We start from the raw sequence: 13,210 nt of genomic DNA on the forward strand, positions 1-13,210 counted from the left end.
GTCCCGCCCGGGCGACACGGTGCCCGGCCGCACCCAGCCCCCGTCGAACCCCGCAACACCCCGGCGTCGCCTCACCCGACCCGTTGCAGCAACCGTTGGAGTGGCGCCTCGCGCGCCAGCAAGCATGAAGAACTCGAAGCCGCCCACCCGCCTCCCGCGCGAGAAAGACCGCACGCCGCTGGTACGCGCCGGCGCGCTGCTGTTGATGGCCGGCCTGCTGTACCTGCTGTGGCCGTCGGCCGAAACCGCCTACCTTGCGATGGAGTCCGTCATCCGCTGACACGGCACGTCCGTCCCCGCACTACGCTATACTCGCGCAATGGAAACCCGACCCGCCTCGCCGAACGTGCATTGCTGGTGGCGCGCCTGACCCAGGCGGCCCGTTTCCTTTTGCATGTCCCAAACGTGATGCCGCCAGCCATGGCGGCATTTGCGTTTCTGCGCAGACGTCATGGCTGGCGGCTTCGATAACCCGGAGCAACGATCAACATGACCCACCCGACCCGACCGACCATCCTCACCGGCGACCGCACGACCGGCCCGCTGCACCTCGGCCACTACATCGGCTCGCTGCGCGCGCGCGTGCAGATGCAGCACGAAGCGAAGCAGTTCCTGCTGCTCGCCGACACGCAGGCGCTGACCGACAACATGGGCCGCCGCCAGCGCGTCACCGAGAACGTGATCGAAGTCGCGCTCGACTATCTCGCCGTCGGCATCGATCCGGCAATCTCGACGATCGTCGTGCAGTCGCAGGTGCCCGAGCTCGCCGAGCTGTCGCAATACCTGCTCAACCTCGTCACGGTCGCGCGCCTCGAACGCAACCCGACCATCAAGGAAGAGATCCGCCTGCGCGGTTTCGAGCGCGACATCCCGGCCGGCTTCCTGACCTACCCGGTGAGCCAGGCGGCCGACATCACCGCGTTCAAGGCGACGCACGTGCCGGTCGGCGACGACCAGTTGCCGATGATCGAGCAGACCAACGAACTCGTGCGCCGCTTCAACGCGACGGTCGACCAGCCCGTGCTGGTCGAATGCGAGGCCGTGCTGTCGGCGGTCACGCGGCTGCCGGGGATCGACGGCAAGGCGAAGATGAGCAAGTCGCTCGGCAACGCGATCACGCTCGGCTCGACGCCGGACGAGATCACGCAGGCCGTGAAGGACATGTACACGGACCCGAACCACCTGCGCGTGAGCGATCCCGGCCAGGTCGAGGGCAACGTCGTGTTCACGTTCCTCGATGCGTTCGAGCCCGACGTGCAGAAGGTCGACGAGTTGAAGGCGCACTACCGTCGCGGCGGGCTCGGCGACAGCGTCGTCAAGCGCGTGCTGAACGAGCGGCTGCAGGCGCTGATCGAGCCGATCCGCGCGCGCCGCCGCGAATTCGAGGCCGACAAGGCCGAGGTGATGGCGATCCTGAAGCGCGGCACGATGCACGCGCGGGACGTGGCCGGCGCGACGCTCGCGGAGGTGAAGGGGGCGATGGGGTTGAACTACTTCGATTGAGCGGCGCAGGCAGCGCGCGCGTGAACGCGCGCCGGACAGTATCGGGCCGGCGCGTGGCGATCACCCCATCAGGTGCGCGTGCGTGCGTCGCTGCAACCGCCTCTCGTCACGATGCGTGCGCCGGCACGGACGCGTGGCACACCGCCTCGACCCGGTTGCCGGCCGGGTCGACGAGAAACGCCCCGTAGTAGTCGCCGTGATAATGCGGCCGCAAGCCGGGCTCACCGTCGGACCGCCCGCCCGTCGCGAGGCCGGCCTCGAAAAACGCGTCCACCTGCGCGCGGCTCGCGGCCTTGAAGCACCAGTGCCGCTTGCTCACGCCGACTTCGGCGGGATCCAGGTAGATCGCGAGAAAGGTCGATGCGGTGTCGTTCGCATTGCAGCGTTCGCCGTAGCCGAGTGCGGTGCCCCGGTCATAGACCCTGGCCGCGCCCAGCGCGGCCATGATGGCATCGTAGAACGGGCGCGCCAGTTCGATATCCGGCACGCTGATTGACACGTGATCAAGCAGTTGCATTGCATCTACTCCGTTGAAGGGCACACGAGTCTACATGAGCGCGACAATTCGCGCCGAAGCCACGCTGCCGCTCGTGGGCGATACCTGCACACGCGACACTGTCACGCGTGATGTCGTTCATGACGGTAGCGGGCCGTCCCTTGATCCACTCCACCGATGCCGCGCCCGCGCGCCTCGCTATCGTTTCGCATGCGATCCACGGACGACGTCCTTCCGGGCACATTGGTGGAGCACTTCGAGGTCGGTGACCCGGCTTCTTGATAGGCTTCATTTCGGCGGTTCTGCTGTCCGCGAGCCTGGTCCTGGATAGGAGAACCGCGCGAATCCCCGCAGGAACCGCCGCCTTCGACCTGCAACTACTTTCGGGACTCCGCCCAATGTCAGCCGACGAATCGATACACGCGTACCCGGGGGAAGCATCCACTTTCAATTGTGCGTGTTGTGGTAGCGAGACGAGGAGAATCACGGGCGAACTGCACCAAGACGATTCAGTGGCTGGCGCCTATTTCATCCAATGGGCACCCGGAAGGCCGGACCATCCACCGATCATCGACCTCGTGTTGGCCGACTGGGGAGAAAGCGCCGGGCCCGCCGACCGCGTCCTGGTTTCATTGATCTATATTCCGCGCGAGGGAGGCGGTCCTGTCTCCGTCGTGAACGCCGCGGAACGGGGTGTCGATATTTCCGACTTGTTTGAATTCGCGCTTGCCCGGGAGCAGGTCATCGGTACGCCGCTGGCCCCGTTGGTGTTTCAGATGATCGATGCGCTCTGGATCACCGACCCTCGAATTGCAGACGTCAAGGCACTGGACAACATCGTGTAGATCAACCTCGAGCGGCGCGGCGTCACTTCATCTGCATCAGTTGAATCAGGTTCCCGCAGGTATCGTCGAGAACCGCGACGCGCACGGGCCCCGCGTCCATCGGCTCCAGCGTGAAATGGACCTCGAGATCCCTGAGCCGCGCGAATTCCGCATCGAGATCGTCGACCTGGAACGATGCCGCCGGAATGCCGTCCTCGTACAGCGCCTGCTTGTAAGGCCCGACCGCGCGATGGCTGCTCGGCTCGAGCAGCAGCTCGGTGCCGTCCGGCTGGTCCTTCGACACCACGGTCAGCCAGCGGTACCCGCCCACGGGCACGTTGTTCTTCAGCTTGAACCCGAGCTTGTCGGTATAGAACGTCAACGCCTTGTCCTGGTCGTCGACAAAAATACTCGTCACGTAGATTCGCATTTCAACCTCTCTGAAATAGCAGCCGTCGCCGCCGCTATTCTTCGTCGAAATCGATGACAAACGCATAACCGCCGTCGATCAGCTGGCGCAGGTAATCGTCGAAGTCGTCGGCGATCACCGCGTAGCTGTCGGGATCGTGCAGGAAGCGCACGACCTGCCCGACCTTGCCGCCCGCCGCCGGCTCGAAGTCGATGTAGAGCTGCGACGTGCCGCCGTTGTTCATGCAATGCGAGAAGCACAGCCGCCGGCCCATCGGCAGCGCGATGTCGATGCGCGGGTCGACGAGTTCGCCGTCGTCGTTCGCGTCGTCGCCGTAGATCTCGGCGATGCTGTCGCGGTACTTCGCCCCTTCCTCGAGCATCTGCGCGGCCGACAGCAGGTAATACGGGTATTCGTGAACGTCGGAGCCCAGCACCAGCACGTTGACCGTCGTGCCGCCGTAGTCGCGCCAGTAGGTGCCGTCGAGCTTGCCGAGCAGTTCGAGCAGGCCGGCTGGGCACTGCGGATACGCGGCACGCAGCGCGTCGAGCTGCGCGGGCGTCGCGCCCGTGGCGGCGGCGAGCGCCGCGTTGTCGGTGTCGGGCAGCACGGCACGCAGGCCGGCGAGATAGGTGTCGACGAGGGTCATTGCGTCAGGTCCAAAGAACAGGCCAGCGCTATTCTAGCGCCCGACAAGGCCCGCTCGTTCCCCGCACTCACCTACGTGATCTGATACGTCGACGCCGGCACGAATTCCTCCGGCAGCGGGCGATCGCCCAGTTCGAGCACCGACCGTTCGATCGTGCGTGCCATCGCATCGAGCGCCAGCGCGTTCGGCGCGAGGCCGAACGGCTCGGCCACCTCGTTCGCGATCGCCTCGAGTGCGATCAGCGTGTACGCGATGAACACGCAGATCAGCGGCGTGAAGAATTCCGTCGAATCGACGAGGCCGAACGGCAGCAGCACGCAATACGCATACACGGTGCGATGCAGCAGCACGCTGTACGAGAACGGGATCGGCGTCGACAGGATGCGCTCGCAACCGCCGACCGATTTGCCGAGCTCGTCGAGTTGCGCCTCGAACATCCAGCAGGTCGCGTCGCTGCCGGGCGCGCGGCCCAGCGCGCGGACGATGCTGCCGCGCAACTCGTCGAGGATCGCCACGGGCTTGAAACACTTGCCCGCGAGCGCGGCGGTGCGCTCCGCGCCGAGGATCCGCTGCAGGTCCTGTGTCGGATCGGTATGACGCAGCTGATGCTTCAGCGCATAGGTGAACGCGATCAGCAGGTCGGCAAGCCGGTCGCGCTCGGCGTCGCCGACGCTGTCGGGCAGGTAGCGATTCAGTTGCGACGTCAGCGCGCGCGCCGCGATCAGCAGGTTGCCCCACAGATGCCGCGCCTCCTTGAACCGCTCGAAGCTCGCGTTGTTGCGAAACGCGAGGAAGATCGCGAGCGCCAGCCCGAACAGCGTGAACGGCGCGGTATTGAGGGGAATCTTCTCGCCGAAGATGCGCCCGTTCGTGAAGACCGCCAGCGTGCTGACGATCGCCATGAACACGAGCTGCGGAATGATCGATTGCAGCACGGAGCCGTTCCAGACGAACAGCATCCTGAGCCAGTTTTGTCGTGGTCGGACGATCATGGTGTTTTCTCGACTGCCAGGGAAATACGCGATACGGCACGCCGGCGCCCGATGCGCAGCGGCCCGCGCGTGGCGGGCCGCTGTCGGGTGGATGCCGGGCCGGGCGCCGTGCTGCGCGAGATGATACGCCCGCGCGCGCCGCGCCCGTCACATCATGCGGCGCTCAGTGATAACCGACGTCGCCCTCGCGCACCTTGCCGCGGAATACGCGGTATTGCATCGCGTTGTACACGAGGATGATCGGCAGCACGATCACGGTGCCGATCAGCGCGAACTTCTGGCTCGAATGGCTCGACGACGCATCCCAGATCGACAGCGACGGGGGCACGATGTTCGGCCAGATGCTGATCACGAGCCCCGTGTAGCCGAGGAACACGAGCGCGAGCGTCAGCAGGAACGGCGTGGCCTCGTGCGCGCGCTTCACCGAGTGGAAGATGCCCCACACGCATGCAACGACGAGGATCGGTACCGGCAGGAACCAGCCCAGGTTGCCGCTGCCGAACCAGCGGTGCGCGACGGCCGGCAGCCCGATCACGGTCCACAGGCTGACCACGCCCATCACGGCGAGCAGCACGCCCGCGAGCGGCTTCATCAGCAGCCGCATCTTGCGCTGCAACTCGCCGTCTACCTTCAGGATCAGCCAGCCGCAGCCGAGCGTCGCATACGTGACGAGCACGCCGATTCCGCACATCAGGCTGAACGGCGACAGCCAGTCGAACGGCCCGCCCGCGAACTGGTTGTTCACGATCTTGATCCCCTGCAGCAGCGAACCGAGCACGATCCCCTGGCAGAACGCCGCGAGCGCGGAGCCGCCGATGAACGCGAGATCCCACATGTGTTGCGTGCGGGTGGCCTTCGCGCGCAGTTCGAACGCCGCGCCGCGAAAGATCAGCCCGACCAGCATCAGGACCAGCGGCAGGTAGTTCGCGGGCAGCAGCGTCGAATAGACGACCGGGAATGCGCCATAGAGCCCAGCGCCGCCGAGCACCAGGAACGTCTCGTTGCCGTCCCACACCGGCGCGACGGTATCGAGCATCACCTGGCGCTCGGCCTTCGCATCGAAGAACGGAAACAGCAGGCCGATGCCGAGATCGAAGCCGTCCAGCATCACGTAGATGAATACACCGAGGCCGATGATCGCGGCCCACACGACAGGAAGATCGATTTGCATGGCTTACTCCGCTTCGGTCACGTTCAGCGGCGTGGACAGTGCGCTCTTGCGCAGCCCCGGATGCCGGTGCAGCTCGATATACCCGGCCTGGGCAGCCGGCCCGCGCTTCATCAGTTTCATCATGTAGTAGATACCTGTTCCGAATACCAGGAAATACACGACCACGAAGACCAGCAGCGACACGCCGACCTGCTGAGCGTTGAGCGGGGAGACGGAATCGACGGTGCGCAGCACGCCGTACACGGTCCACGGCTGCCGCCCGACCTCGGTCGTGATCCAGCCGGCCAGCAGCGCGACGATGCCCGAAGGCCCCATGCAGACCACGAACCACTGGAACCAGCGCGTTTCATAGAGGCGCCCGCCCTTTCTCAGCAGCAACCCGAGCAGCGCGGTGAGCAGCATCAGCATCCCGAGGCCGGCCATGATCCGGAACGTCCAGAAGATGATCGGCGAGTACGGGCGGTCCTGCGGCGGGAATTCCTTCAGCCCGCGAATCTCGCCGTCCCAGCTGTGCGTGAGGATCAGGCTGCCGAGGTGCGGCACCTGGATCGCATAGCGCGTGGTTTCGGCCTGCATGTCGGGCAGCCCGACGAGGTTCAGCGCCGTGCCGCCCTTCTCGGTTTCCCACAGCCCCTCGATCGCCGCGATCTTCACCGGCTGGTATTCGCGCGTGTTCAGCCCGTGCGCGTCGCCGACGACGATCTGGATCGGCGCGAGCACCAGCAGCATCCACAGCGCCATCGAGAAGCTGCGCTTCACCGGCTCGTCGCGGCGCCCCTTCAGCAGGTGCCACGCACCGCACGCGGCGACGATGAAGCCCGCGACGATGAACGCCGCGATCGTCATGTGCACGAGACGGTAAGGGAACGACGGGTTGAACACGACCTTGAACCAGTCGACCGGCACGACGAGGCCGTTCTCGATCTTGTAGCCCTGCGGCGTCTGCATGAAGCTGTTCGACGCGAGGATCCAGAACGTCGAGATCAGCGTGCCGACCGCGACCATCAGCGTCGCGAAGAAGTGGGCGCGCGGGCTCACGCGCTGCCAGCCGAACAGCATCACGCCGAGGAAGCCGGCTTCGAGGAAGAACGCCGTCAGCACTTCATAGGTGAGCAGCGGGCCCGTGATGTTGCCCGCGACGCGCGAGAAGCCGGCCCAGTTCGTGCCGAATTCGTACGCCATCACGACGCCGGAGACCACGCCCATCCCGAAGCCGATCGCGAAGATCTTCGACCAGAACTGGAACATGGATTTGTAGGCGGCGTCGCCGGTGACGAGATAGCGCCATTCCAGCACCGCCAGGAAGCTCGCCATACCGATGCTGATCGCGGGAAACACGATGTGGAACGACACCGTGAATGCGAATTGCAATCGTGCGAGATGGAACGCATCGAAGATTTCCATGACCGTAATTTGCTCGTGTTTGTGAGGACGTCCGCCCGAAGCAGGAAATCGCGCGACGGCTTGCCGAAGACACATGCGAATACAAAACGGTCACTCGCATGGCATCGGAGCGTGAATGACGATATCGCGTTTGCAACGATACTCGCAATCGTTCGAACGTGCGCTGAAACTGTGCTGCTTCCGTTGCCGAAGATGTGTGTACGGAAAACACATTTCGCGCCGGCGGGACGTTCAGCTGTACTGCTTTCCGCACTGCGGCGCTGTACATCGGGCGCACTGTTCATCCCCGTTAACATCCGATGCAACGCCTGCCCGCGGCCACGGCGCGCCTCTCGGCCGCGCCCGCCCGGCAGCCCCGATTCCCCTGGTCCGGCGCACGCGCCCGACCCGGCCGGCCCGCCGGCCGATCCGCCTGGAGAAACCGCATGGAGTCCTGCATCCGCCGCGACGAGCCGACCGGCAGCACCGCGTGTCATGTGACACGTCACCGTGCCGGCGAAGTGCGCGACACCGTCGATCGCGTCGTCGACGAAACGCCGGTTGCACTCGTGGTCAACGGTATTGCACACACGGTCATGATGGCGACCCCGATCGACCTCGACGCGTTCGGCCTCGGCTTCGTGCTCAGCGAAGGCATCGTCGAGCGTGCGTCGGACGTGTTCGACATCGAGAGCGAATGCCGGCCCGGCAGCGCCGAAGTGCGCCTGACCGTGTCGCAGCAGGCGTTCATGGCGCTGAAGGCGCACCGACGCGCGCTGGCCGGCCGCACCGGATGCGGTGTCTGCGGGATCGAAAGCATCGCGCAGCTCGACCTGCACCCGCCGCGCATCGCCGCCGCCGGTACGGCCGCCGGCATCGGCGCCGACGCGATCGCACGCGCCGCGCGCACGCTGCCGGCCCATCAGACGCTGATGCGCGAAACCGGCGGCATCCACGCGGCCGCATGGTGCGACCGGGACGGCGCCGTGCTCGACGTGTTCGAGGACGTCGGCCGCCACAACGCGCTCGACAAGCTGATCGGCCGGCTCGCGCGGCGCCGCGCCGACCTGCACGACGGCTTCGTGTTCCTGTCGAGCCGCGCGAGCTACGAACTGGTGCGCAAGGCCGCGCGGGTCGGCATCCCGATGATCGCGACGATCTCGGCGCCGACGTCGCTCGCGATCGACGTCGCCCGCGAAGCCGGCGTGCGGCTGCTCGGCTTCTGCCGCAACGACGGCTTCGTCGAGTACGTGTCGCCCGACGCCGTTCACCCCGACCAACCGGCGCTTGCGCAAGCACACCCGGACTTCTCCTGATGAAACCACTGACCGATTTCGATACCGCGCAGCAGCATTTCGCGAGCGCGTTCGCGCCGCTCGGGGCCACCCTGTCCGTCCCGATCGCCGAAGCGGCAGGCCACGTCCTGGCCGCGCCGCTCACCGCCGTGCTCGACCAGCCGCCGGCCGACCAGAGCGCGATGGACGGCTACGCCGTGCGTCACGCGGATCTCGCACTCGGTGAGCCGCTGCACGTCGCGCAGCGCTGTTATGCGGGCGACATGCCGGCGCCGCTGGCCCCGCGCACGGCCGCGCGCCTCTTCACCGGCAGCCTGATTCCGCCCGGCGCGGACACCGTCGTGATGCAGGAGCATGCGCACGAGCAGGACGGCCGGGTCGCATTCGACGCGCCGCAGCGCAGCGGTTCGCACATCCGCCGCCGGGGCGAGGAAGTGCGCGCCGGTGACCTCCTCGTGCCAGCCGGCGTGCGCATGAGTGCGATGCATGTCGGCGTGGCCGCCGCGCAAGGGTTCGCGCGTATCGACGTGCGTCCGGCGCTGCGCGTCGGCATCCTGACAACCGGCGACGAACTCGTCGCGTGCGGCGAGCCGCGTGCGCCGCAACAGATTTACAACAGCAATGCGCCGATGCTCGGCGCGCTGGTCTCGGGCACCGGCGCCGAAGTCGCGATGAGCGTGCATGCCGCCGATACCGCATCCGCCGTCGATCGCGCGCTACGCGATCTGCACGCGGGCTGCGACCTGGTGATCTGCGTCGGCGGCGCGTCGGTCGGCGACAAGGATCTGCTGCGCCCCGCGCTTGACGCGCTCGGCGCATCGTTCATCGTCGCCGGCGTGCGCATGAAGCCCGGCAAGCCGGTTGCACTCGCGCGGCTCGACACGCGGCCGGTGGTGCTGCTGCCCGGCAACCCCGGCGCGGCGATGACCGCGTTCGCGCTGTTCGTCGCGCCGCTGATCCGCCGCCTGCAGGGGCGCGCCGCACGCCTGCCGACCGTGCCGTCGCTGCCGATCGACGGCGGCTTCGAACCGGACGCGCAGCGCGAGCGCTTCGTGCGCGTGCACTGCACGGTCGGCCTCGACGGCATGCCCGTCCTCGATACGCTGCGCCAGCAAGGCGCCGGCACGCTGCAGTCGCTCGTGCAGGCGAGCGGGCTGGCCCGGCTGCCCGCCGGGCGACGCATCGCGAACGGCGACGCGGTACCGTATTACGAATTCGCGCCGTGGCTCGCATGAGCGCGACGCCCGACTCGCGCCCGCTGCCGCTGCCGCGCATGCATCGCGCGTCCCGCACCGCGAACTGTATTCCTGCAATTCGGGCGCGATTGTGTCCCTGCCGGAAAAACCCGGCGGACTATCCTCACGATGAGGCTCGTCACGCGCCGTGCGCCGCCATTTCGGCATGCGCACGGCCGACCGGCGCCGCCCCTTCGCTTACTTCATGCAGGCCGACGAACCGATCGTGAATGCCATCGTTTCCGCCGCGCCGGCCGCCGCCGCAGCTTCCGGCGGCGCATCGCCCGGCGCCTTCCCCCGCCCGACCGACACGCTCGGCCGCCCGCTGCGCGACCTGCGCCTGTCCGTCATCGACCAGTGCAATTTCCGCTGCGGCTACTGCATGCCGCGCGAGAGCTTCGGCGCCGACTATGCGTTCATGCCGTCGTCCGAGCGGCTGTCGTTCACGCAACTGGAAAAGATCGCCCGCGCGTTCACGTCGCTCGGCGTCGAAAAAATCCGCATCACGGGCGGCGAGCCGCTGCTGCGCCGTAACCTCGAAGCGCTGATCGAACGCCTCGCCGCGCTGACGACCGTCGACGGCAAGCCCGTCGAAATCGCGCTGACGACCAACGGCTCGTTGCTGGCCGCGAAGGCGCGTTCGCTGCGCGACGCGGGCCTGTCGCGCGTGACCGTCAGCCTCGATGCGCTCGACGACGCGATGTTCCGCCGGATGAGCGACGCCGACGTGCCCGTGTCGCGCGTGCTGGCCGGCATCGAGGCCGCGCAGGCGGCCGGGCTCGCGCCGGTCAAGGTCAACGCGGTGATCGAGCGCGGTGTGAACGACGGCCAGATCCTGCCGCTCGTGCGGCACTTCCGGCATACCGGCGTGGCCGTGCGTTTCATCGAATACATGGATGTCGGCGGCGCGAGCTTCTGGTCGGGTGACAAGGTCGTGCCGGCCGCGCAGATGCGCGCGCTGATCGATGTGCACTATCCGCTCGTGCTCGTCGGCGAACCGGCGCACGATGCGACCGCGATCCGTTGCGCGCACATCGACGGTGCAGGCGAGGTCGGCTTCATCGCGAGCGTGTCGCATCCGTTCTGCGGCACCTGTTCGCGCGCCCGCGTGTCGGCCGACGGCACACTCTATACGTGCCTGTTCGCGACGCAAGGTACCGACCTCCGGCCGTGGCTCGACGAAGCAGCGTCGAGCGCCGACCTCGCCGCCGCCGTGCGCGATCGCTGGACGCACCGCGACGATCGTTATTCCGAGCGCCGGGCCGCGCGGCCGGCCCGCGTGCCGGGCAAGACCTATCCGACCGTGCGCATGTCGCTCGTCGGCGGCTGAGGGCCGCCGCGCGACACCGCACGCGCCGCCAAATGGAGAACCAGTCATGACGACCTTCACCGAATCCCCTGCCGGGCTGCCGGACGATCCGTTGCGTGCCGGCGGCCACCCGCCTCCCGTCGATGCGGCCGACCCGCACCACGAACCGCCGCCCGCGATTACCGCCGGCTTCGAAGTGCGCGTGCAGTACGCACCGATCGACGCAGGCGCGGAGCTTGCGCCGATCGTTCGCAATCCGAATGTCGGTGCGGTCGTGAATTTTCTCGGGGTCGTGCGTAACGAAGGTGATGTCGACGATGTCGTCGCGCTCGAGGTCGAGCACTACCCGACGATGACCGAGCAGGCCCTGTGGAGCATCGTCGAGGAAGCCAGCGCGCGCTGGCAGCTCGAAGCGGTGAAGATCGTGCATCGCGTCGGGCGCATCCCGCTCGGCCAGGCTGTCGTGATGGTCGTGGTGGCCGCCGCGCATCGCGCGTGTGCGTTCGATGCGTGCGAATTCCTGATGGACTTCCTGAAGACCCACGCGCCATTCTGGAAGAAGGAGATCCGGCACGACGGCGAATCCGGCTGGGTCGAGGCGAAGGCGCACGACGACCAGGCGATGCGGCGCTGGGGCTGAGTCGGTCCGCCGCGCGTTTTCCGATTCCGCCGACTCCATTCAAGACATCGCAATGAAACTGACGATCAAATACTTCGCAAGCATTCGCGAACAACTCGAGCGCGACGAGGAAACCGTCGAGGTCGACGCACGCGAACTCACCGTCGACGCGCTGCGCAGCACGCTGGCCGCGCGCGACGCCCGCAGCGCGGACGCGCTGCGGATGGACCGGCCCGTGCGCGCGGCCGTCAACCTCGAGATGGTGACGGGTGAATTCGTCGTGCGGGAGGACAGCGAGGTCGCGTTTTTCCCGCCGGTGACGGGCGGGTGACGTCGCGACGGGCGGGATCCCGCCGGTGTCGGATACGGGCCGGCGCGCGTCGGCTGCTTGCCTGAGCGGCCCCCAGCAGGTCAGTGCCCCAGGCCGGTGATCTTCCGGCCGTTGAGGTCGGTGTTGGCGAAGCTTTGCATGACCGCGCCGCCGTGGTTTGTCGTGTCGCCTTCGCGGACGATGTCTTGCATAGCAATCCCCATCCGATTTGGCTGTGCCAAGGCGGCAAGGCATGGACCCGCGACACTGGAAACAAAACTGCCCAGTGCCTCACTGGTAATGCTTGAACTGCTCGGCCAATTGACGCGCCGTATCGTCGTTCAGACGCATATCTCCCGAGGCCCGTCGCAACTCGACAAACTGGCAGGCGGAGCGCTGATGCAAGATACACGCCAACTCATCGCTCCGGTCCGCTCTTAATTCAATTCGCCGAAAATGACCTGCTGCATCAAACGCCCAAGAGACGCCCCTATCTCCTAACCTTCTACCCAGGATGGCTCGTCTTCGTAACAGTAAAGAATCGAGTAGACACTTGAAGATTGATTGCCAAAAGTGAACCTTTTATCCAACACTTCAACAGAGGTAAAAATCATACCGGCCTCCTCCATATGCTTTATCAAGGGGTACATAGAATCGGTTGTTGACAGGTCAATACTCGGTGACTTTTGACTTCCGTCCGACAACAATGACGATAAGTAATAGTACGGACCAACAAGCGACACCCGCAATATGAAATTCTCAGTACCTTCCTTCAAGAAATACCCATAACTCACGTCCGTGTTGGGCTCAGTATCCTCCGTGAAATCAAAATTCCCTTCGAGAAACCGAATTACATCAGGATACTTTGCCAAAGCAAGATTCGCCTTAACGAACGAGTAGTCAGGAGATTCAAAGCTCCCGTATGACTCAATCACGGAACGTGAGAATCTCCCCCAATCAAAATGTGAATCACGGGGTCTCTGGGCCTCTGGGATGTCCATGTATCTTTCCTCCA

15 protein-coding genes are annotated in these 13,210 nt (G+C 66.0%); 8 read left to right on the plus strand and 7 right to left on the minus strand.

Annotated elements, in window-relative coordinates:
- The first annotated feature begins 124 nt into the window (after positions 1–124).
- Together FOZ70_RS21530 and trpS are read left to right on the plus strand one after the other, a co-directional pair.
- Positions 125–280 carry a hypothetical protein gene (locus tag FOZ70_RS21530; RefSeq protein WP_021157927.1) on the plus strand — a complete coding sequence of 52 codons (156 nt, stop codon included), beginning with the start codon at positions 125–127 and terminating at the stop codon, positions 278–280.
- A 209-nt stretch (positions 281–489) separates the two neighbouring features.
- Complete coding sequence (trpS, locus tag FOZ70_RS21535; protein WP_059485983.1) at positions 490–1,503, plus strand: tryptophan--tRNA ligase; 1,014 nt, start codon at positions 490–492, stop codon at positions 1,501–1,503.
- 106 nt (positions 1,504–1,609) lie between these two features.
- Here the strand turns inward: trpS and FOZ70_RS21540 are convergent, their stop codons facing one another.
- Positions 1,610–2,020 (minus strand): VOC family protein, encoded by a 411-nt coding sequence (locus FOZ70_RS21540; protein ID WP_059492667.1) that lies wholly within the window; start codon positions 2,018–2,020, stop codon positions 1,610–1,612.
- A gap of 491 nt (positions 2,021–2,511) precedes the next feature.
- On the opposite strand from FOZ70_RS21540, the gene FOZ70_RS21545 reads away from it, so the two are divergent.
- Positions 2,512–2,844 (plus strand): hypothetical protein, encoded by a 333-nt coding sequence (locus FOZ70_RS21545; RefSeq protein ID WP_219706663.1) that lies wholly within the window; start codon positions 2,512–2,514, stop codon positions 2,842–2,844.
- Positions 2,845–2,866: 22 nt separating this feature from the next.
- Here the strand turns inward: FOZ70_RS21545 and FOZ70_RS21550 are convergent, their stop codons facing one another.
- From FOZ70_RS21550 to FOZ70_RS21570, 5 genes are all read right to left on the minus strand, one after another.
- Positions 2,867–3,253: a VOC family protein gene (locus FOZ70_RS21550; protein WP_219706664.1), complete on the minus strand. Its 387-nt coding sequence runs from the start codon at positions 3,251–3,253 to the stop codon at positions 2,867–2,869.
- 34 nt (positions 3,254–3,287) lie between these two features.
- Positions 3,288–3,881, minus strand: coding sequence for an SMI1/KNR4 family protein (locus FOZ70_RS21555; protein WP_059485987.1), 594 nt, complete (start codon positions 3,879–3,881; stop codon positions 3,288–3,290).
- 71 nt (positions 3,882–3,952) lie between these two features.
- Positions 3,953–4,873, minus strand: coding sequence for a bestrophin family ion channel (locus tag FOZ70_RS21560; RefSeq protein WP_021157921.1), 921 nt, complete (start codon positions 4,871–4,873; stop codon positions 3,953–3,955).
- Positions 4,874–5,036: 163 nt separating this feature from the next.
- Positions 5,037–6,044, minus strand: a complete 1,008-nt coding sequence (gene cydB, locus FOZ70_RS21565; RefSeq protein ID WP_021157920.1) for a cytochrome d ubiquinol oxidase subunit II — start codon at positions 6,042–6,044, stop codon at positions 5,037–5,039.
- A 3-nt stretch (positions 6,045–6,047) separates the two neighbouring features.
- On the minus strand, positions 6,048–7,448 hold the full coding sequence (locus FOZ70_RS21570; protein ID WP_219706665.1) for a cytochrome ubiquinol oxidase subunit I: 1,401 nt from the start codon (positions 7,446–7,448) through the stop codon (positions 6,048–6,050).
- A gap of 425 nt (positions 7,449–7,873) precedes the next feature.
- On the opposite strand from FOZ70_RS21570, the gene fdhD reads away from it, so the two are divergent.
- The 5 genes from fdhD to moaD all read left to right on the plus strand — a co-directional run bounded on the left by fdhD (position 7,874) and on the right by moaD (position 12,216).
- Positions 7,874–8,743, plus strand: a complete 870-nt coding sequence (gene fdhD / locus FOZ70_RS21575) for a formate dehydrogenase accessory sulfurtransferase FdhD (protein ID WP_219706666.1) — start codon at positions 7,874–7,876, stop codon at positions 8,741–8,743.
- Positions 8,743–9,957: a gephyrin-like molybdotransferase Glp gene (gene glp, locus FOZ70_RS21580; RefSeq protein ID WP_219706667.1), complete on the plus strand. Its 1,215-nt coding sequence runs from the start codon at positions 8,743–8,745 to the stop codon at positions 9,955–9,957. The genes fdhD and glp overlap by 1 nt, the downstream gene beginning before the upstream one ends.
- Before the next feature lie 205 nt (positions 9,958–10,162).
- Complete coding sequence (moaA, locus tag FOZ70_RS21585; RefSeq protein WP_219706668.1) at positions 10,163–11,287, plus strand: GTP 3',8-cyclase MoaA; 1,125 nt, start codon at positions 10,163–10,165, stop codon at positions 11,285–11,287.
- A gap of 46 nt (positions 11,288–11,333) precedes the next feature.
- Entirely contained in the window at positions 11,334–11,906 is a 573-nt protein-coding gene (locus tag FOZ70_RS21590; RefSeq protein WP_219706669.1) for a molybdenum cofactor biosynthesis protein MoaE, read from the plus strand.
- A 52-nt stretch (positions 11,907–11,958) separates the two neighbouring features.
- Positions 11,959–12,216: a molybdopterin converting factor subunit 1 gene (moaD, locus tag FOZ70_RS21595; RefSeq protein WP_021157913.1), complete on the plus strand. Its 258-nt coding sequence runs from the start codon at positions 11,959–11,961 to the stop codon at positions 12,214–12,216.
- A gap of 476 nt (positions 12,217–12,692) precedes the next feature.
- Here the strand turns inward: moaD and FOZ70_RS21600 are convergent, their stop codons facing one another.
- Entirely contained in the window at positions 12,693–13,196 is a 504-nt protein-coding gene (locus FOZ70_RS21600; RefSeq protein ID WP_219706670.1) for a hypothetical protein, read from the minus strand.
- Positions 13,197–13,210: the final 14 nt, after the last annotated feature.

The organism is Burkholderia sp. COPS (assembly GCF_019425585.1).
GTDB lineage: Bacteria > Pseudomonadota > Gammaproteobacteria > Burkholderiales > Burkholderiaceae > Burkholderia > Burkholderia cepacia.